The following is an 18,903-nucleotide window of genomic DNA, read 5'->3' on the forward strand; positions in this document are numbered from 1 at the left end:
CGGGCGGGTCAACTCCGCAGCCGCGCCAGCCAGTCCGTGTGCTGGGGCGAGACCACGCGCTCGGTCTCGTACACGGCCTGCGGCCACTGCCGTTCGGTGACCATGTTCTCCATCGCCACGTGCATCTCCATCAGGTCCTGCTCCACCAGCGCGTGGGCCGATATCAGCGGCTGGTGGCGGCGGACCTCGCTCCAGGCGAGACAGGCCGCGGCCGACGACGACAGCACCCCCGCCGCGTTCACCTCCCGGGCCACCGAGAAGGTCTGGAGCGCGGCGAAGAGGAGGGCGAGGAGGGTCAGCAGCGTGATCGCGGTCGACCACAGCCGGGTGGCGCGCCGCGAGGTCTCCTGGCGGCGGCGGTACCAGTTGCGCTGCTCGATGAGCCGGTCCCGTACGTAGGTCTCCTTGCGCACGTTGAACGACTTGCCCCGTAACTCCCGCATGCTCGGCGTGACGAGGTCCCCGTCGGCGAGCTCGCCGTCCTCGCGCGGGTCGCGCCAGCCGACCTTCCGCAGCTCCCGCAGGCCCTCCTCGACGCGGGCGACGAACAGGCCCTCGGGATCGGGGGCGTTGAGGTCGAAGGGCGCGCCGTGCACGGCGTAGCGCCAGCACATCGACTTGATGAACTCGGCGGCGGAGCGGTTGAGTTGCCAGTGCGACGCCGCGTGCCTGCGGGCCGCCCCGAAACTCGCGAGCAGCACCCCGGCATAGGCCAGCGCACTCAGCGCGCTGAGCAGCTGGAAGTCCCCGCCGACCCGTACCCGCGGGAGCGCCGTGGCGAGCGCGCCGACGACGAGGAGCGAGAGCTGGGTGCGGGTCAGCTTGACCGCCGACTGCTGCCGGCCGATCGCCAGCGCGTCCGCGTGGTGGAAGAGGCCCGGCAGATCCGCGTTCCGGAAGACCATGCTCTGCAGTGGGCCGGGAATCGCCGTCACATGCACCCCCGTCTGCGGTTTTTCCTGCGTTCTTTCGCAAGGGCGACCCCTGTGCGCCCCGTTTGCGTACTCCATCCGCTGGTGGGGATGAGAGTAAAGTCGTCCCGCCGACACTGCAACGGTGCATGTGCCGGTGCCACTGTCCACGTGCGGTTATCACTCACCTCAGGGACGAACGTGAAACCCTTCGTAGATTCAGTAGATTCAGCCTCGTTCGCCGCAGCGAAGAAGGACCGGGTGCCCCTGGCCGAACTGGCCGAGAAGGGCACGGACCGGGCCGCCGACAAGATGCTCAGCAGGATCCTGGACGCCTCGGACGACCATCGCTCCACTTCCGTGTCCTCCTTCAACTCCTCGCTCTGACACGGGAGTTGGCATCAGGTCCCCGCCGGGTGCGCCCGGCGGGGACCGATGGAACGGACGGGCCGGGCGGGGCCCCGGGGAATTCCCGGTGAACTCCGCTTCCGGGTGGTCGAATTCCGGTCCTCGCTAAACTGGCGGAATGACAGGACCGTCGGCCCCATTCCGCGAGATCGTCCTGAAAGTTCACAGCAGGTGCGACCTGGCCTGCGACCATTGCTATGTGTACGAAGCCGCAGACCAGAGCTGGCGCGGCCGGCCCCGGGCGGTTTCCGACGACGTCATTCGCCGCACCGCGGAACGACTGGCCGAGCACGCCGAAAAGCACCGGCTGACTTCCGTTTCGGTGATTCTGCACGGCGGCGAGCCCCTGCTCGCCGGTCCGGAGCGGCTGCGCCGCGTCTGCGCGGAACTGACCGCCGCCGTCACGCCGGTCGCGGGGCTCGATCTGCGCATCCACACCAACGGCGTGCTGCTGAGCCCGCGCCACCTCGACCTGTTCGCCGAGTTCGGCGTGAAGGTCGGCCTCTCGCTCGACGGCGACCGCGCCGCCAACGACCGCCACCGGCGCTTCGCCGACGGCCGCAGCAGCCACCCGCAGGTCCTCGCCGCCGTCGAACTGCTCCAACAGCCGCGCTACCGAAGGCTGTTCGCCGGGCTGCTGTGCACCATCGACCTCGCCAACGACCCGGTCGCGGTGCACGACGCGCTCACCGCCCTCGACCCGCCCCGCATCGACTACCTGCTGCCGCACGCCACCTGGGAGACCCCGCCCGCCCGGCCCCGCGCCCCGGCGGCCCCGTACGCCGACTGGCTGCTCGCCGTCTTCGACCGCTGGGACGCGCAGGGCAGGACCGTCCCGGTGCGGCTCTTCGACTCGGTGCTCTCCACCCTGCACGGCGGCCCCAGCCTCACCGAGTCCCTGGGCCTGGCCCCCACCGACATCGTCGTGGTGGAGACCGACGGCTCGCTGGAACAGGTCGACTCGCTGAAGTCCGCCTACGAGGGCGCGGCCGCCACCGGGTTCTCCGTGTTCCGGGACGACTTCGACGCGGTCGCCGCCCACCCCGGGGTGCGCGCCCGCAGACGCGGACTCGCCGGCGTGAGCGCCGAGTGCCGCCGCTGCCCGGTCGTGCGCTCCTGCGGAGGCGGCCACTACACGCACCGCTACCGAGCGGACCGGGGCTTCGACAACCCGTCGGTGTACTGCCCGGACCTGCTGGCCCTGGTGCGCGGCATCGAGGCCCGCACCCCGCCTCCGCGGCTCCCCGGCGTCCTTCAACTCGCGCTGTCCTCACTGGAGGTGAACCGCCTGCTGCTCGCGCGCCTGCACGCCGGGCTCGGCGGCCGGGGCGGCGCCGAGTGGGCCCGGATCTGGGAGCTCACCACGGCCGTCGACGGGCCGGGCCTGGACACCGTCCTGGCCCACCCCTACGCCCGCGGCTGGCTCCTGGCCGCCCTGGAGGCGCTCCGGGACGGCCATCCGTCAGCCGTGGCGAGGGCGTGCCGCCTGGCCGCGTACACGGCGGCCGCCGCGGTGCACGACGGCGGCGAACTGACCGTCCCCGTCCGCTGGTCCGACGGCCGGCTGCATCTGCCCACGCTCGGCGAACTGAGCCTGTCCGGCCCCGGAACCGAGGGCGTGGCCGAGGTCGCCGTCGCGCGCCACGGGTTCCGGGTGCGGTCCGCGGACGGCGAGCGGCACATCGCCCGCCCCGCCGAACCGGCCCCGGGATGGCGGGTGTTGGGCCGGGCCGGGGGACTGGTCCTGGACGATCTCGACCCGTACCGCGACTGCTTCGGCACCCCCGTCCTGCCCCCGCTCGGCGCGTGCGAGGCCGCCGCGTGGGGGCGCCGGGTGGCGTGGGCGCGCGCCCGCCTCGCCGAGAGCGCCGGGCCCCACGCGGGCGCCGATGTGCTCACCACCCTCACCCCGCTCGCCCGGGGAACGGGCCCGGTGGTGGGGCGGCACGGCTGCGGTGCGCTCGGCCTGCCGGTCGGCCTGCGGGGCGAACCCCTCGCTCGCGCGCTGCTGCGAGGCGCCCGCGGGGCGGCCCTGCGCGCCCTCCTCGACGTCGAGGACCTGTACGACATGGACGGGATGTGGCGGCACCCGACGCCCTGGGGGAGGCTCCCGGTCTCCCGGCTGCTCGCCGAGGCGTTCGAAGGGGTCGCGGTCGCCGCGTACGACGGTGACGAGCGGGGCCTGGTCGCGGTCGGGTCCGCGCTGAACGTGCTGGAGGGGGCACCCGAGCTGACCGTCGCCGGGAAGCACCTGGTCCGCACCGTGCGCGCGCAATGGGAGGAGGCGGCGCGCGGCCGGGCCCGCTGACCATGTGGCCGGGGCACGGGCGAGCGCGCAGCGTTCGGGGCCGTGACGGTCCGCTTCCGCCGCGGGCTCCCCTTCGGGGGAGGTGCGGAGTTACCGTCGAAGTACACGTCCGATTCGGACCCTTGGGGGCCGTGATGGTCGAAGCACTGGTGGCTGCCGGCATCGCCGTCGGATCCGCCGGCGCCGTCTATGTGCTGGCGGCGGCGCGGGTGGTCAAGCAGTACGAGCGCGGGGTGGTCTTCCGGCTCGGCAGGCTGAAGGACTCGGTGCGCGGCCCCGGCTTCACGATGATCGTCCCCTTCGCCGACCGGCTGCGGAAAGTGAACATGCAGATCGTCACGATGCCGGTGCCCGCGCAGGACGGCATCACGCGCGACAACGTCACGGTCCGGGTGGACGCGGTGATCTACTTCAAGGTGGTGGACCCGACGGACGCGGTGGTCCAGGTCGAGGACTACCAGTTCGCGGTCTCCCAGATGGCGCAGACCTCGCTGCGTTCGATCATCGGCAAGAGCGACCTCGACGATCTCCTGTCGAACCGGGAGAAGCTCAACCAGGGCCTGGAGTTGATGATCGACAGCCCGGCCATGGGGTGGGGCGTGCAGATCGACCGGGTCGAGATCAAGGACGTGTCGCTGCCCGAGACGATGAAGCGCTCGATGGCCCGCCAGGCGGAGGCCGACCGGGAGCGCCGGGCGCGGGTCATCAACGCGGACGCCGAGCTTCAGGCCTCCAAGAAGCTGGCCGAGGCGGCGGGCGTGATGTCGGAGCAGCCGGCCGCTCTCCAGCTGAGGCTGTTGCAGACCGTGGTGGCGGTGGCCGCGGAGAAGAACTCGACGCTGGTCCTGCCGTTCCCGGTGGAACTGCTCAGGTTCCTGGAGCGGGCCCAGCAGGCCGCCCCGGCCGCGCCGTCCGACGCGGCCGCCGCCGGGCCTCAGGTGCCCGCGGCGCAGGCGCATTCGGAGCTCTTCGGCGAGGGCGAGAGCACACGGGAAAACTTGTGAAAGTTTTCACAAGCGCGCATGGGGCCAAAGTCCCTTGCCGTTCGGGCAGGTCAGCGCAGGATTTCTGGGTGACGCCCGGTCACGTGAAGGGGCTTTCGGCCTCCGGGTAGAGGGCTTTGTCGGGCCCGCGGGCGACGCGTGCAGGTGTCGAATGGAGACATCGGAAAGGCATCGCGGAACCGCTCGCGAAGCCGTAGCGCCCGACCAGAAGGAGTCCCTGCCATGGAGGCCAAGAACGCCGGGAACGACACCGCCGAGACCATGGTCGACACGCTGGTGCGGGGAGCCCTGGAGGCGCTCGACCGGTTCGAGACGCTCACTCAGGAGCAGGTCGACCACATCGTCCAGAAGGCGTCCCTGGCCGCGCTGAGCGAGCACGGCGAGCTGGCCCGGCTGGCCGTCGAGGAGACCGGCCGCGGCCTCTTCGAGGACAAGGCCGTCAAGAACCTCTTCGCCTGCGAGCACGTCGTCAACTCGATGCGCGGCCTCCGGACCGCCGGGGTGATCAGCCGCGACGAACTGAACGGCATCACCGAGATCGCCGAGCCGGTCGGCGTCGTCTGCGCGATGACCCCGGTCACCAACCCCACCTCGACCACCGTCTTCAAGGCGCTGATCGCCCTGAAGACGCGCAACCCGATCGTCTTCGCCTTCCACCCCTCCGCGCAGAACTGCTCGGCGGCCGCGGCCCGCGTGGTGCGGGACGCCGCGGTCGCGGCCGGGGCGCCCGAGAACTGCGTGCAGTGGATCGAGGCACCCTCGATGGAGGCCACCGGCCTCCTGATGAACCACCCGGGCGTCTCCACCATCCTCGCGACCGGCGGCAACGCCATGGTCAAGGCCGCCTACTCGTGCGGCAAGCCCGCCCTCGGCGTCGGCGCGGGCAACGTCCCCGCCTACGTCACCCGCAGCGCCAAGCTCGCCCGGGCCGTGCACGACATCGTGCTGTCGAAGTCCTTCGACCACGGCATGATCTGCGCCTCCGAGCAGGCCGTCATCCTCGACCAGGAGGTCTACGAGCGGGGCCTTGCCGAGTTCCAGCGGCTCGGCGCGTACGTCCTGAACGCGGCCGAGAAGACCAAGCTGGAGGAGTTCGTCTTCGGCACCACGGCCTTCGCCACCACCTGCGGCGGCGCCAGGCTCAACGCCGCGGTCGTCGGCCGCTCCCCGCGGTGGATCGCCGAGCAGGCGGGCTTCGAGGTACCCGAGACGACCTCGGTCCTGATCGCCGAGTGCGCGGAGGTCGGGGAGGGCGAGCCGCTCACCCGCGAGAAGCTGTCCCCGATCCTGGCCGCCCTGAAGGCCGACTCCACCGAGCACGGCCTCCAACTCGCCGCGCGGATGGTCGAGTTCAACGGCCTGGGGCACAGCGCCGCCATCCACACCGAGGACGACGGGCTCGCCGAGGAGTTCGGCCGGCGGGTCAAGGCGGTCCGTGTGATCGTCAACGCCCCGTCCACCTTCGGCGGCATCGGCGACGTCTACAACGCGTTCCTGCCCTCCCTCACCCTCGGCTGCGGCTCGTACGGACACAACTCGGTGTCCAACAACGTCACGGCGGTCAACCTGGTCAACATCAAGCGGATCGGACGGCGCAACAACAACATGCAGTGGTTCAAGGTCCCGCCGAAGATCTACTTCGAGCGCAACTCCCTGCGCTACCTGGGCGAGATGGAGAGCCTGAAGCGGGTCACCCTCGTGACCGACAGGACGATGGGCGAACTCGGCTTCGTCCAGAAGGTCACCGACATCCTCCAGGCCCGCGCCGACTCGGTCGTGCTCCAGGTCATCGACAACGTCGAGCCCAACCCGGAGCTGGCCACCGTCCGGACCGGCGCGCAACTGATGCGCGACTTCCGGCCGGACACCATCGTCGCGCTCGGCGGCGGCTCGGCCATGGACGCCGCCAAGATCATGTGGCTGATGTACGAGCACCCGGAGATCGAGTTCGCGGACACGAAGGAGAAGTTCTTCGACATCCGCAAGCGCGCCTACAAGTTCCCCGCGCTCGGCGAGAAGGCCCAGCTGGTGGCCGTCCCGACCACCTCGGGCACGGGCAGCGAGGTCACCCCGTTCGCGGTCATCTCCGATCCGGCGGCCGCCCAGAAGTACCCGCTGGCCGACTACGCGCTGACCCCGAACGTCGCCATCGTCGACCCGGTGCTCCCGATGGGCCTGCCGCCCACCGTCACCGCCGACTCCGGTTTCGACGCGCTGACCCACGCCACCGAGGCGTACGTCTCGGTCTACTCCAACGACTACACCGACGGCCTCTGCCTCCAGGCCATCAAGCTGATCTTCGAGAACCTGGAGAGCTGCGTGGTGAACGGCGCCGGGGACCCCGAGGCGCGGGAGAAGATGCACAACGCCTCGACCGTGGCGGGCATGGCCTTCGCCAACGCCTTCCTGGGCCTGGTGCACGCCATGGCGCACACCCTCGGCAACACCTTCCACGTCGCCCACGGCCGCACCAACGCGCTGCTCCTGCCGCACGTCATCCGGCACAACGGCCAGGCCTGCGGCAAGGCGACCCCGTGGCCGAAGGCGGAGGTCTACCGGGCCCCCGAGCGCTTCCAGGAGATCGCGAAGATGCTCGGCCTGCCGGCCGCGACCCCCGAGGAGGGCGTCGAGTCCTACGCCCGAGCCGTCGAGGAGCTGCGCGCCAAGTGCGGCATCCCCGCCTCGTTCCAGGAGGAGGGCGTCGACGAGACCGCCTTCATCGAGGCCCTGCCGGTCCAGGCGATGAACGCCTATGCCGACCAGTGCGCCCCGGCCAACCCCCGGATGCCGATGATCGACGACATGATGGAGCTCATGACCCGGGCGTACTACGGCAAGTAGGTCTCCCGCACGCCAAGGGCCGCCCCGCGCCGTTCTCGCGCGGGGCGGCCCTTTGAGGTGGTCAGGTGGAGGGAGCCGGGTCCGTGCGCGCGCTCCATCCGCCGTGCGGAGACTGCCTGTTCGGCGGGCCCGAGCGGTGGGGGGACCTCACACGCCCACCGGTTTCTCGGCGCGGTCCCGCCGCAGCCCGGCCAGGACCACGGTGACGACGGCGCCGAGTACGGCCCAGATCGAGAGCACCTGGAGCGGGCCGCTGATCGACTCGCCCCTGAAGTACGCGATGGAGCGGGCCGCCCAGGTGCCCGCGCCCGGCGGCAGCCCCGGTCCGATCGTCCGCCAGAACGGCGGGAGCAGCGGATACGGATAGGCGCCGCCCGCACTCGGGTTGCCGAGCACCACGATGACCAGGATCGCCAGACCGATGCCGACCACCCCGGCGAGCCCCTGGAAGGCGAGGGTGGTGGCGCCCACCGCGAACACGACGAGCGCGCCGAGCCCGGCGAGCCCGAGATAGCTGCCGGGCAGCGCGCCGAGCACCGGCCCGATGATGAGCGAGCCGAGCAGCCCGGCGGCGATCGAGTACACCGCGAGCACCGCGAGCCGGATCAGCGCGCGATGGGTGTTGGCGGGCCGGGCGCCCGCGCTGATGGCGAGGATCGCGGCGCACAGATAGCCGCCCACGCACCAGCCGACGACGAGGTAGAACGAGGACAGGGTGCGGGAGTCGCCCGCCGAGGCGGGGGCGATGTCCTCCACCTTCACGGTGCGCTGCTGCGCCTTCTCGGCCCCCGTCACGATCGCCTCCACCGCCTGCGCGAGCGAGGCCCCGCCGCCGCTGGCCACCAGCACCTTGTCGGTGGTGCCCCGGGGGTCGACGATCAGGGCCCCGTCGATCCGGCGGTCGCGCACCTGCCGGGCGGCGTCGGCCTCGTCCTTGGCCGTCCGTACGTCCAGCGGGTCGCCGGGCAGCGCGCCCAGCTTCTGCGTGAGCTGCCCGCTGACCTGCGGGGGTGCGACCACGGCGAACGGGATGTCCTGGGGTTTCGGGCTGTGGAAGGCGCCCGCGTAGGACGCGATGAAGGCGACCATCAGCCCCAGTACGCCGATGACCAGAAGGGCGGCCCGCACGGTGACGGCGTTCTTCACCTCGTCGACGAAAGTCATGCCCCTACGCTCTGCCGCACGGTGCGTTCACGCAGTCGGTGCGGGGCCGAATGGCTGAGCCGGGGCGTCCGGCTGTCGGGGGCGGGTGCCCGCTGCCACGCTGGGTGCAAGGCTTTCGGGGCCCTCGTCCCGGAGCGGCCGACCCACGCGACAGGAGCACCTCATGCTGACCTCCACGCAGGTACCGGGCGGGCTGAACTGGCTCGACCTGGGGACCCCCGACATCGACGCCGCCGTCGCCTTCTACACCAGCCTGTTCGGCTGGCGGTTCCAGTCCGCGGGGCCGGAGGCCGGGGGCTACGGCTTCCTGCAGCAGGACGGCAAGACGTTGGCCGCCGTCGGCCCGCTGACCGACGAGGGAGCGAGGTCGGCCTGGACGGTGTACTTCCGCACGGTGGACGCCGACGCCACCGCCAAGGCGGTCGAGCAGGCGGGCGGCACGGTCCGCGTCCCGCCGTCGCAGGTCTTCACGGCCGGGCGGATGGCGGGCTTCACCGACCCGACGGGCGCCGAGTTCGCCGTGTGGGAGCCGGGGGACACCGACGGCCTCGAACTCGTCAACGAGCCCGGCAGCGTCAGCTGGATCGAGCTGTACACCACCGACGCCGCGGCGGCGAAGGCGTTCTACGGCAGCGTCCTGTCGTGGGAGAGCCGGGACGTGCCCATGGGCGAGGGCGTCGTCTACACCATCACCGGCCCGGCCGGCGGCGGCGAGCAGACCATGCACGGCGGCCTCATGGAGCTGCCCCAGCAGAACCTGGACGCCGGGTCGACCTCCGAATGGCACCCGTACTTCGAGGTCGAGGACTGCGACGCCACGGTGGCCAGCGCCGCCGGGCTCGGCGCGACCGTCATCATCCCGGCCGTCGACGTCGAGCGGGTGGGGCGGATCGCGATGCTGCTCGACCCGTTCGGCGCCCCGTTCGCCGTGATCACGAGCGCCACGGCCTGACCCCGCGACCGCCTGCCGGACCTTCCGGCAGGCGGTTGTTTGTTCGCACGGACTCGCACGTGCGTTCGATATTGGTCTATGGTGGAAGGAAGGGGAGGTGAGAACGGACTGGTCAGGAGGTGCGGATGCCCGGCTTCACGCATCTGCACACCGTTTCGGGCTTCTCCCTGCGGTACGGGGCCTCCCATCCGGAGCGGCTGGCCGAACGTGCCGCCGAACGCGGCATGGACGCCCTCGCCCTGACCGACCGGGACACCCTCGCGGGCACGGTCCGCTTCGCCAAGGCCTGCGCCGAGGCGGGGATCAGGCCGCTGTTCGGGGCCGACCTGGCCGTGCCGGAACTCCTCGGGGACACGGGGCCCGCCCAAGGGCGGACCCGGCGGCGCACGCCCGTACGGGGCGGGGCGTTCGTCGACGAGTCCGCCCCCCGGGTCACCTTCCTCGCCCGGGACGGCGCGGCCGGCTGGGCCGAACTCTGCCGCCTGGTCAGCGCCGCGCACACCGCCGAGGGGCGTCCGCTCCTGCCCCGCTCCGCACTGCCCGCCCCAGGGCTCACCGTGCTGCTCGGCCCGGCCTCCGAGATCGGCCGCGCGCTCGGCGCGGGCCGCCCCGACCGCGCCGCCACCCTGCTCGCGCCCTGGCGGGAGCTCTACGGCGACGCGCTCCGCCTCGAAGCCGTCCACCACGGGCTCCGCGGCACGGGCCCCGGCTCGCTGCGGCTCGCCGCGCGCACCGTCGGCTTCGCCGCCGAACAGGGCGTGCGCGCCGTGCTGACCAACGCCGTGCGGTACGCCGACCCCGGGCAGGGCCCGGTCGCCGACGTGCTCGACGCGGCGCGGCGCCTGGTCCCGGTGCGAGCGCCGTTCGACAGCGGCGAGCGCTGGCTCAAGGACCCGGGTGACATGTTCAAGATCGCCGAGCGGGTCGCCGAGGCGGCCGGGTGGCGGCGCGACGTGGCCCACCGGTTGCTCGCCATGACCGAACAGACCGCCGCCGAGTGCCTCGTCGATCCCGAGGGCGACCTCGGCATGGGCACCGTCAGCTACCCCGAGCCCCACCTCGTCGGCGCCGCCCACCGCACCCCCCAGCGCGTCCTCGCCTCCCGGGCCGCCGCCGGGATGGTGCTGCGCGGCCTCGCGGGCCGGCGCGCGTACTGGGAGCGGATGCATCACGAGCTGGACATCATCGCGCACTGGGGATACGCCTCGTACTTCCTCACCGTGGCCCAAGTCGTCGACGACGTACGGGAGATGGGCATCCGGGTGGCCGCGCGCGGCTCCGGCGCGGGCTCCCTCGTCAACCACCTCCTCGGCATCGCGCACGCCGACCCCGTCGAGAACGGGCTCCTGATGGAGCGCTTCCTGTCCACGCGGCGGCCGGTGCTGCCCGACATCGACATCGACGTGGAGTCGGCCCGCCGCCTCGACGTCTATCGCGCGATCATCGACCGCTTCGGCGCCGAGCGGGTCGCCACCGTCGCCATGCCCGAGACCTACCGGGTGCGGCACGCCGTCCGCGACGTGGGCGCCGCGCTGTCCATGGACCCGGCCCTGATCGACAAGATCGCCAAGTCCTTCCCGCACATCCGGGCCCGCGACGCCCGCACCGCGCTGCGCGAACTTCCCGAACTCCGGGCCCTGGCCGGGGAGATGGACCGCTACGGCAGGCTCTGGGAGCTCGTCGAGGCCCTGGACGCCCTGCCACGCGGCGTCGCCATGCACCCGTGCGGCGTGCTCCTCTCGGACGCCTCGCTGCTGCGCCGCACCCCCGTGGTGCCCACCAGCGGCGACGGGTTCCCGATGTCCCAGTTCGACAAGGAGGACGTGGAGGAGCTCGGGCTGCTCAAGCTGGACGTCCTGGGCGTGCGGATGCAGTCCGCGATGGCCCACGCGGTCGCCGAGATCGGCCGGGCGACGGGCGAGCGGCTGGACCTCGACGACCCGGCGCAGGTGCCGCCGGGCGATGCGGAGACGTACCGGCTCATCCGGTCCGCCGAGACGCTGGGCTGCTTCCAGATCGAGTCGCCGGGCCAGCGCGACCTGGTCGGGCGGCTCCAGCCGTCCACCTTCCACGACCTCGTGGTCGACATCTCGCTGTTCCGCCCCGGGCCGGTCGCGGCCGACATGGTGCGGCCCTTCATCGAGGCCCGGCACGGACGGGCGCCGGTCCGCTTCCCGCACCCCGACCTCGCGGACGCGCTGCGCGACACCTACGGCGTGGTCGTCTTCCACGAGCAGATCATCGAGATCGTGGACGTCATGACCGGCTGCGGCCGGGGCGAGGCCGACCGGGTGCGGCGCGGGCTCTCCGACCCCGATTCCCAGGCGCGCATCAAGGTCTGGTTCGCCCAACGCGCCCAGGAACGCGGCTACTCGCCCGAGGTGATCGCCCACACCTGGGAGATCGTCGAGGCGTTCGGCTCGTACGGCTTCTGCAAGGCGCACGCCGTGGCCTTCGCCGTGCCCACCTACCAGTCGGCCTGGCTCAAGGCCCACCATCCGGCCGCCTTCTACGCCGGACTGCTCGCCCACGACCCCGGGATGTACCCGAAGCGCCTGCTGCTCGCGGACGCGCGCAGGCGCGGGGTGCCGATCCTGCCGGTGGACGTGAACCGGTCCTCCGTCACCCATCGAATCGAACTGGTGTCCGGTAAGTGGGGGGTGCGGCTCGCCCTCCGCGACGTCCACGGGATCAGCGGGGCCGAGAGCGAACGGATCGAGGCGGGCCGGCCCTACGCCTCGCTGCGCGACTTCTGGCAGCGGGCCAGGCCCGGCCGGCCGGTCGCCGAACGGCTCGCCCGGATCGGCGCGCTCGACGCGTTCGGCGCCAACCGGCGCGACCTCCTGCTCCACCTGTCCGAACTCCACGGCTCCCGCCGCGCCGCAGGGGGTCAACTCCCGCTGGACGGCGGCCTGTTGACGGCCGGGGCCGGGCTGCCCGACCTGGACGGCGCGGAACGGCTCAGCGCCGAACTCGGCGTCCTCGGCATGGACGCCTCGCGCCACCTCATGGACGACCACAGGGCGTTCCTGAACGAACTCGGCGTCCTGTCCGCCAAGCAGCTGCGCGAGGTCGAGCACGGCCGGACCGTCCTGGTCGCGGGCGCCAAGGCCGCCACCCAGACCCCGCCGATCCGCTCCGGCAGGCGGGTCGTCTTCAGCACCCTGGACGACGGCACGGGCCTGGTCGACCTCGCCTTCTTCGACGACAGCCACGACGCCTGCGCCTACACCGTCTTCCACTCCTGGCTGCTCCTGGTGCGAGGCGTGGTGCAGCGACGCGGCCCGCACAGCGTCAGCGTGGTGGGCGCCCGCGCCTGGAACCTCGCCGACCTCGTCGAACTGCGCCGCGCGGGCGGTCTGGACGCGGTCTCGGACCGCCTCGCGACCCCGCCCGACCCCACCACGGACACCGAGCCCGGCGCCGCGAGCGATGCCGCCGCACCCGCCGACCACGACCGCCGCATCCACCTGTCCACCGGCTACGAACTGCACCCCTGGGCCGACCTGCGACCGGCCGGTGAACAGGCCGCCACGGGGCGGAAGTTGTGGCACTCCAGCCCCGGGAGCGCGGGATGATCCTCTGTGCACGGTTCCACCTCCTTGCGACGGGCGAAGCGGCGCTTCCCCCTCTGATCGCCCTGGCCGAGGGCCTCACCCCGGTGGTCCAGGCGCTCCCGCCCGACGGACTGCTCGCCGACCTGGGCGGCGCCGAGAAGTACTTCGGCCGGGATTCCGGGCAACTGGCCGCGGTCCTGCGGGTCCGCGCGCTCGCCCACTTCGGCCTGGACTGCGCCATCGGGCTCGCGCCCAACCCGATGCTGGCCAGGATGGCGGCCCGGGACGCGAGACCCGGTACCACCCGGACCGTGCGCCCCCACGAGGTGGACCGCTACCTCGCCGCCCAGCCGGTCCGCGCCCTGGACGGCGTCGGACGCGCCACCGCGGGCACCCTCTGCGCGTACGGACTCGACACCGCGGGCCGCCTCGCCCAGGCGCCGCCGGCCACCGTCCAGCGGATCCTCGGCGCCAGGGCCGGGCGCGAACTCCAGGAGCGTGCCCGCGGTATCGACCGCACCCCCGTGACGCCGAACGCCTCCGCGCCCTCGCTGGCCGCCGAACGCTCCTTCCCCCGCGACGAGGTGGACCCCGTACGCCACCGCCGCGCGCTGCTCAGTCTCGCGGAGGAACTCGGCGTCCGGCTGCGCGGCGCCGGTCAGGTGTGCCGCTCCCTCAGCCTCACCGTGCGCTACGCCGACCGGTCCCGCACCACCCGGACCCGCAACCTGCGCGAGGCCTGCGCCCACTCGCCCGTGCTGGCCGAGTCGGCGTACGCCCTCCACGCGGCCCTCGGCCTGCAACGCGCCAGGGTGCGCGGCATCTCGCTACGGGCCGAGGGGCTGGTGGCGGCCGAACTCGCCGCGCACCAGCTCACGTTCGACCCCGAGGACGAGCGGTCGCGCCGCATCGAGGCGGTGGCCGACCGGGCCCGCGCCAAGTTCGGCCCCCGGGCCATCGTCCCCGGAACGCTCTCGGACGCCGCCTGAACCTCGACGGTCGGGCGGCCCCGGGTGCTGGTCACACCCTCGGTCCGCGAAGGACGCTCCGGTGGGCGCACATTCAGGAAGCCAGCCGCTTCTTGACGTCGGCCACCTGCGGCCCCGAGTCGACCGGCGGGATCTTCCAGCGGTTCTCGGACCGGGTGGCGTCCGTGTAGACGAGCGTGCCGCCCGCCCTGGCCTGCTCCGGCGTCAGGTCGAACACCTCGGAGCGCAGCTGGGAGGTGCCCGGCTCGATCTCGCCGACCCCGTGGTATCCGGGCACGAGGACCTTGTACGCGGTGCCGTTGCCCTCGGCCACGCTCTGCCCGTCGGCGGCCGTCCAACGCCAGCCTCCCTTGGTCCCGTTGGCGCTCGCGGGCTCCTCGTCCGCGGCGTTCGCGGTCAGCGAGGCGTCCTTGGTCGTGATGACGGCGAAGGTGCCGAATCGTGAGGTGGTTCCGTTCCCCTCCTTGGTGTAGACGACGGTCGTGGGTGTGATCTCCAGGATGCCGACGAGCTTGGTCCCCACGGTGCGGGACGGCACGCCGAGCGGCAGAGCGGCCCGGTCGGAGCCCGGGTCCGCACTCGGTGTGGCCGAGCCGTCGGCGGGGGTGCCACCGGGCGCGGGCGTCGACGCGGACGGCGGCCCGCTCGCGGTCGGGGAGGCGGACGGTTTGCCGGTCGAGCCGCCCCCTCCGGGACCGCACGCGGTCAGGACGAGACAGGCGGTGGCAGCGGTCGCGAGCAGGATCTTGCGCATGGTTCCCCCCAAGGCATGGGCACTCGCCGTGAACGTACCGCGAGGGGGGTGATACCCGTCGTGAAGTCACCGGACCGGGACGCCCGGGGGCGCGTCGTTGCGAACTGCCGACAAATGAACCGGAGTTGAGAGGAACGGGCGCGGCGGACGGTCTCCGCCCGGCGCTCCCTGGTTCACGCCCCCGAGGCCAGGCGGGCGCCTCCGTCCACCGTCAGGACGACGCCTGTCGTGAAGCTGTTGCCCACCAGGAAGGAGATCGCGTCCGCGATGTCCTCCGGGCGACCGGTGCGGCCGGCCGGGGTGGACTTGGCGTACGCCGCGAACGTCTCCGCCTTGGCGTCCGCGTCCATCCAGTCCCACCACGGGGTGTCCACGACCCCCGGGGACACCGCGTTGAAGCGGACCGGGGCCAGCTCCACCGCCAGCACCGGGACCATGGCCGCCACCGAGGCGTTGACCGCGGCCAGACCGGCCGTGCCGGGCATCGCCGCGCCCGCCGAGGCCGCCGTCACGAAGGTGATCGACCCGGCTGGGGACAGGACGTCGAGGGCGGCCCGCGCGGTGAGGCTGTGCGCGATCAGCTTGCCTTCGGCCGCGGCGCGCAGCGCGTCCGTCGACACCGAGCGGAACGGCCCGGCGGCCGTGGAGCCGGTCGCGGCGACGACCACATGGTCCACCCGGCCCAGCCCCGCGAAGAACTCGGTGGTGGCCGCCTCGTCCCGCGCGTCCACGACCGAACCGCTCGCCGTTCCCGAGGCGTCGTCGAGCGCGGTCAGTTCGTCCACGGCGGCCCGCAGCCGTTCGGGGTCGCGGCCGGTGATGACGACGTCCCTGCCCTCGCCCAGGAGGCGGCGCGCGGCCGCCAGGCCGATGCCGGAGGTGCCGCCGACGATCACAACTCGCTCGTTCATGGCGCAGTCCTTCCAGGCCCTGTCGTACGGGCCGTTGTGCTTTTCGAGGCTCACTGTCTCGTAAAGAGTATTCCGAGGCATCGTGTCTTGTAAACTGCTCGCATGAAGGAAATCGAGAACGGACCGGCGGACGGACTCGCGGACGGCGCCCCGCCTCGTGGGCGTCCCCGCAGCGAGGCGGCCAGGCGCTCCGTCCTCGACGCCGCACTGGAGCTCTGCCGCCGGGACGGCTACCAGGAGTTGACGATCAAGGGGATCGCGGACGAGGCCCAGGTCGGCCGACAGACCGTCTACCGCTGGTGGCCCACCAAGCAGGACGTCCTGCTCGAAGTGCTGACCGAACTGCCGCACCGCAGCCCGGCCCAGCTCTTCCCGGACACCGGCGACGTGTACCGCGACGTCGAGGAGATGCTCGGCCACACCTTCCGGCTCACGCGCGGCGCCGTCGGCCGGGCGGTGGTCGGGCTGATGGCCGACGCGCAGGCGGACGCCTCGCTCGCCCGTCGCCTCCAGGAAGAGGTCATCGCGCCCCGCCGGGCGGCCCTGCGGGACATCCTCGAACGGGGCGTGGCGAGCGGGCAGTTGCGGCCGGGCGGCGCCGCCTCGCTCGACCTGGCCGTCGACTTCGCCTTCGGCGTGATGTGGTACCGCCTGCTCAGCGGCCACGCGCCGGTGAACGAGTCCCTCGCCGCTGAGATCGCCACCGCCCTCGGCCCCCTGCTCGGCAGCGAGACCGCGGGCCGGGGCTGAGCCGGTGGCGGTGCGGGCCCCGTCGGCAGAGGGCGACGGGGCCCGCACCGCGCGCCGCGCCGGTGCGGGGCGTGGGGCCGTACGGGCAGAGCGGCGACCGGGTGGCCGCGGTCGCCGCGAGAAGGGTGAACCCACGACACGACAGTTTTTACTGACGCGTAACTTCACTCCTGGGCTACCCGTACGTAATTTGGCGTGAGCACGCCCGTACGCACCCAGTACGGCACCTCACTTGTGGTCCGGGCCGCAGGGCACCCCCTCCGTCGCAACTCCCTTGAGCCGCAAGGAGATCACCCGATGCTGCCCTGGAAACGTGTGCTCAGACCGCTCTCGGCGCTCTTGCTGGCCGCCGCGGCCTCGCTCGCCCCCGCCACCGCCGCCCACGCCCAGTCCGCGCCGAGCAGCGGCTGGAACGACTACTCCTGCAAACCGTCCGCCGCCCACCCCCGGCCCGTCGTCCTCGTGCACGGCACCTTCGGCAACGGCACCGACAACTGGCTCGCCCTCGCTCCGTACCTGGTCGCCCGCGGGTACTGCGTCTTCTCCCTCGACTACGGCCAGCTTCCCGGGGTGCCGCTGTTCGACGGCCTCGGTCCCATCGACAAGTCGGCGGCCCAGCTCGCCGGTTACGTCGACAAGGTGCTCGCCGCGACCGGCGCCCCCAAGGCCGACCTGGTCGGCCACTCCCAGGGCGGCATGATGCCGCGCTGGTACCTGAAGTTCCTCGGCGGCGCGTCCAAGGTCAACGCCCTCGTCGGCATCGCCCCCGACAACCACGGCACCACCCTCGACGGTCTCACCCAGCTCCTGCCGTACTTCCCCGGCGCCCAGGACCTGCTGACGCTCGCCACACCGGGCCTCGCCGACCAGATGGCGGGATCGCCCTTCGTCACGCAGCTCAACCAGGGCGGCGACACCGTCCCCGGAGTCCACTACACGGTCATCGCCACGAAGTACGACGAGGTGGTCACCCCCTACCGCTCGCAGTTCCTGAACGGCCCCGACGTCCACAACGTCCTCATCCAGGACAAGTGCGCCGCCGACCTCTCCGAACACGTGGCGATCGGCCTCACCGACCGCGTGGCGTACCACGAGGTGAGCAACGCGCTCGACCCGGCGCACGCCACCCCCACCACCTGCGCCTCCGCCATCGGCTGACCCACCGTCGGAGCCCGCGCCGCTACGCGGCCGCCCCTCCCGGCATCCGGGAGGGGCGGCGTGTGCGTGCGGGTCAGCGGCCGTGCCGACCGGTTGCCACGGCCTTGCGCCGCAGTGTCGCGAAGAGCGCCGCGGCACCGATCGCGATCGCGCCCGCGCCCCCCATGGCGAGGTACCGCGTGCTGCTGTCGCCCCCGGTCTCGGCCAGGTTCTGCGTGCCGGTGGTGCCGACCTGCGTGGCCGCGGCGCCGTCCGCCCGCGGCTCGTTGCCCGGGGCGTCGCCTCCCTTCGCCGGGGCCCCGCTCGGCGAGGTGCTCATGGTGGCGTCGCCGTGGTGGTGCTGGACGGTCGACTTGGCCGCGCCGTCGGCGATCTCCTGCTCGGTGGGCGCGGAGGCCGTCGGAGCCGGGGCGCCCGCCGCGCCGCCGTCCTTGCCGAACACCACGTCGGAGCAGGTGTAGAAGGCCTCGGGGCTGTCCGAACGCTGCCAGATCGAATAGATCAGGTGGCGGCCGGAGCGGGCCGGAATCCTGCCCTCGAAGACGTAGTCGCCGCCCTGCATCGGCGGGTCGGTGACCTCGGCGAAGGGCGTCGCCTCCAGGTCCGACCACTTCAGCGGCTTCGACGGGTCGTAGCCCGCCTTGGTGATGTACAGCGCGAACGAGCCCTTGTGCGGCGCCGTTCCCTTGTAGTGGAAGGTGTGGCTGCCCGCCGAGAGCTTGGTGGCGGGCCAGTCGGCGCGGGCCAGGTCCAGGCCCTTGTACTTGTCGTTGCCGCCGCTGCACAGATGGCCGTCCGGGATGATCTCCTTCGACCTGCCCGCGGCGTTGGCCATGTTCACCGCGTTCCAGTCGTAGAAGGCCTGCGCACCACTCGCGGCGACCGCGGCCTTGCACGCGGCCGACCTGGGGCTCTCCGGGCCCTCCGCGTAACAGGCCGAGACCCGGCTGACCGGGTCCGTCATCGAGCCGTGCGCGGCGGCGGGCCCGGCCGCGAGCCCGGTGAGGGCGAGCGGCGCGAAGCCGAGCGCGGCGACGACGGCGGCCCTGCGCCGACGGGGTCCCCGCTGCTCGAACGCGGTGGAGAGCTGGGGGAAGGTCATCGTGACGTACTCCTTCGATGGTGCGCGGGCGTGGGGTGTGGGGGTGCTGGACATCCCGTCCGGCGATCAGCACGCTAGCCCCGCCCCACCGCGA

14 protein-coding genes are annotated in these 18,903 nt (G+C 72.7%); 9 read left to right on the forward strand and 5 right to left on the reverse strand.

The window, feature by feature from the left end; translation table 11 throughout:
- Positions 1-8: 8 nt before the first annotated feature.
- Positions 9-905 carry a DUF4231 domain-containing protein gene (locus tag AC07F3_RS22935; RefSeq protein ID WP_479116334.1) on the reverse strand — a complete coding sequence of 299 codons (897 nt, stop codon included), beginning with the start codon at positions 903-905 and terminating at the stop codon, positions 9-11.
- 267 nt (positions 906-1,172) lie between these two features.
- Between AC07F3_RS22935 and AC07F3_RS22940 the strand changes: the two genes are divergently transcribed.
- The 4 genes from AC07F3_RS22940 to adhE all read left to right on the forward strand — a co-directional run bounded on the left by AC07F3_RS22940 (position 1,173) and on the right by adhE (position 7,472).
- Positions 1,173-1,298, forward strand: a complete 126-nt coding sequence (locus tag AC07F3_RS22940) for a hypothetical protein (protein ID WP_479116335.1) — start codon at positions 1,173-1,175, stop codon at positions 1,296-1,298.
- Positions 1,299-1,437: 139 nt separating this feature from the next.
- Positions 1,438-3,627: a radical SAM/SPASM protein FxsBH, inactivated beta-hydroxylase extension form gene (fxsBH, locus tag AC07F3_RS22945; RefSeq protein ID WP_479116336.1), complete on the forward strand. Its 2,190-nt coding sequence runs from the start codon at positions 1,438-1,440 to the stop codon at positions 3,625-3,627.
- A 134-nt stretch (positions 3,628-3,761) separates the two neighbouring features.
- A complete protein-coding gene (locus AC07F3_RS22950) occupies positions 3,762-4,631 on the forward strand; it encodes a slipin family protein (RefSeq protein ID WP_479116645.1) in 870 nt (289 codons plus the stop codon).
- A gap of 222 nt (positions 4,632-4,853) precedes the next feature.
- The gene (gene adhE, locus AC07F3_RS22955; protein ID WP_479116337.1) at positions 4,854-7,472 is read left to right on the forward strand and encodes a bifunctional acetaldehyde-CoA/alcohol dehydrogenase; all 2,619 of its coding nucleotides are present in this window, start codon (positions 4,854-4,856) and stop codon (positions 7,470-7,472) included.
- 147 nt (positions 7,473-7,619) lie between these two features.
- Here the strand turns inward: adhE and AC07F3_RS22960 are convergent, their stop codons facing one another.
- Positions 7,620-8,636 (reverse strand): ABC transporter permease, encoded by a 1,017-nt coding sequence (locus AC07F3_RS22960; RefSeq protein WP_479116338.1) that lies wholly within the window; start codon positions 8,634-8,636, stop codon positions 7,620-7,622.
- A gap of 163 nt (positions 8,637-8,799) precedes the next feature.
- Between AC07F3_RS22960 and AC07F3_RS22965 the strand changes: the two genes are divergently transcribed.
- The 3 genes from AC07F3_RS22965 to AC07F3_RS22975 all read left to right on the forward strand — a co-directional run bounded on the left by AC07F3_RS22965 (position 8,800) and on the right by AC07F3_RS22975 (position 14,134).
- Positions 8,800-9,588 carry a VOC family protein gene (locus AC07F3_RS22965; protein WP_479116339.1) on the forward strand — a complete coding sequence of 263 codons (789 nt, stop codon included), beginning with the start codon at positions 8,800-8,802 and terminating at the stop codon, positions 9,586-9,588.
- 125 nt (positions 9,589-9,713) lie between these two features.
- Positions 9,714-13,166 (forward strand): DNA polymerase III subunit alpha, encoded by a 3,453-nt coding sequence (locus tag AC07F3_RS22970; RefSeq protein ID WP_479116340.1) that lies wholly within the window; start codon positions 9,714-9,716, stop codon positions 13,164-13,166.
- The gene (locus tag AC07F3_RS22975) at positions 13,163-14,134 is read left to right on the forward strand and encodes a DNA polymerase Y family protein (RefSeq protein ID WP_479116341.1); all 972 of its coding nucleotides are present in this window, start codon (positions 13,163-13,165) and stop codon (positions 14,132-14,134) included. The genes AC07F3_RS22970 and AC07F3_RS22975 overlap by 4 nt, the downstream gene beginning before the upstream one ends.
- Positions 14,135-14,207: 73 nt before the next feature.
- On the opposite strand, the gene AC07F3_RS22980 is transcribed toward AC07F3_RS22975, so the two are convergent.
- A complete protein-coding gene (locus AC07F3_RS22980; protein ID WP_479116342.1) occupies positions 14,208-14,888 on the reverse strand; it encodes a hypothetical protein in 681 nt (226 codons plus the stop codon).
- 173 nt (positions 14,889-15,061) lie between these two features.
- Positions 15,062-15,799 (reverse strand): SDR family oxidoreductase, encoded by a 738-nt coding sequence (locus tag AC07F3_RS22985; protein WP_479116343.1) that lies wholly within the window; start codon positions 15,797-15,799, stop codon positions 15,062-15,064.
- Between the two features lie 102 nt (positions 15,800-15,901).
- Between AC07F3_RS22985 and AC07F3_RS22990 the strand changes: the two genes are divergently transcribed.
- A complete protein-coding gene (locus AC07F3_RS22990; RefSeq protein ID WP_479116344.1) occupies positions 15,902-16,549 on the forward strand; it encodes a TetR/AcrR family transcriptional regulator in 648 nt (215 codons plus the stop codon).
- Between the two features lie 297 nt (positions 16,550-16,846).
- Positions 16,847-17,707, forward strand: a complete 861-nt coding sequence (locus tag AC07F3_RS22995; RefSeq protein WP_479116345.1) for an esterase/lipase family protein — start codon at positions 16,847-16,849, stop codon at positions 17,705-17,707.
- A gap of 73 nt (positions 17,708-17,780) precedes the next feature.
- Here AC07F3_RS22995 and AC07F3_RS23000 read toward each other — a convergent pair whose 3' ends face one another.
- Entirely contained in the window at positions 17,781-18,809 is a 1,029-nt protein-coding gene (locus tag AC07F3_RS23000) for a lytic polysaccharide monooxygenase auxiliary activity family 9 protein (RefSeq protein WP_479116346.1), read from the reverse strand.
- Positions 18,810-18,903 lie beyond the last annotated feature (94 nt).

The sequence above is a fragment of the Streptomyces sp. NPDC045846 genome (genome assembly GCF_056431605.1).

Coding starts and splice junctions, on each gene's coding strand:
- AC07F3_RS22960 (WP_479116338.1), bottom strand. CDS start 8,636: ATGACTTTCGTCGACGAGGTGAAGAACGCCGTCACCGTGCGGGCCGCC.
- adhE (WP_479116337.1), top strand. CDS start 4,854: ATGGAGGCCAAGAACGCCGGGAACGACACCGCCGAGACCATGGTCGAC.
- AC07F3_RS22965 (WP_479116339.1), top strand. CDS start 8,800: ATGCTGACCTCCACGCAGGTACCGGGCGGGCTGAACTGGCTCGACCTG.
- AC07F3_RS22980 (WP_479116342.1), bottom strand. CDS start 14,888: ATGCGCAAGATCCTGCTCGCGACCGCTGCCACCGCCTGTCTCGTCCTG.
- AC07F3_RS22950 (WP_479116645.1), top strand. CDS start 3,762: ATGGTCGAAGCACTGGTGGCTGCCGGCATCGCCGTCGGATCCGCCGGC.
- AC07F3_RS22985 (WP_479116343.1), bottom strand. CDS start 15,799: ATGAACGAGCGAGTTGTGATCGTCGGCGGCACCTCCGGCATCGGCCTG.
- AC07F3_RS23000 (WP_479116346.1), bottom strand. CDS start 18,809: ATGACCTTCCCCCAGCTCTCCACCGCGTTCGAGCAGCGGGGACCCCGT.
- AC07F3_RS22935 (WP_479116334.1), bottom strand. CDS start 905: ATGGTCTTCCGGAACGCGGATCTGCCGGGCCTCTTCCACCACGCGGAC.
- AC07F3_RS22995 (WP_479116345.1), top strand. CDS start 16,847: ATGCTGCCCTGGAAACGTGTGCTCAGACCGCTCTCGGCGCTCTTGCTG.
- AC07F3_RS22970 (WP_479116340.1), top strand. CDS start 9,714: ATGCCCGGCTTCACGCATCTGCACACCGTTTCGGGCTTCTCCCTGCGG.
- AC07F3_RS22990 (WP_479116344.1), top strand. CDS start 15,902: ATGAAGGAAATCGAGAACGGACCGGCGGACGGACTCGCGGACGGCGCC.
- fxsBH (WP_479116336.1), top strand. CDS start 1,438: ATGACAGGACCGTCGGCCCCATTCCGCGAGATCGTCCTGAAAGTTCAC.
- AC07F3_RS22975 (WP_479116341.1), top strand. CDS start 13,163: ATGATCCTCTGTGCACGGTTCCACCTCCTTGCGACGGGCGAAGCGGCG.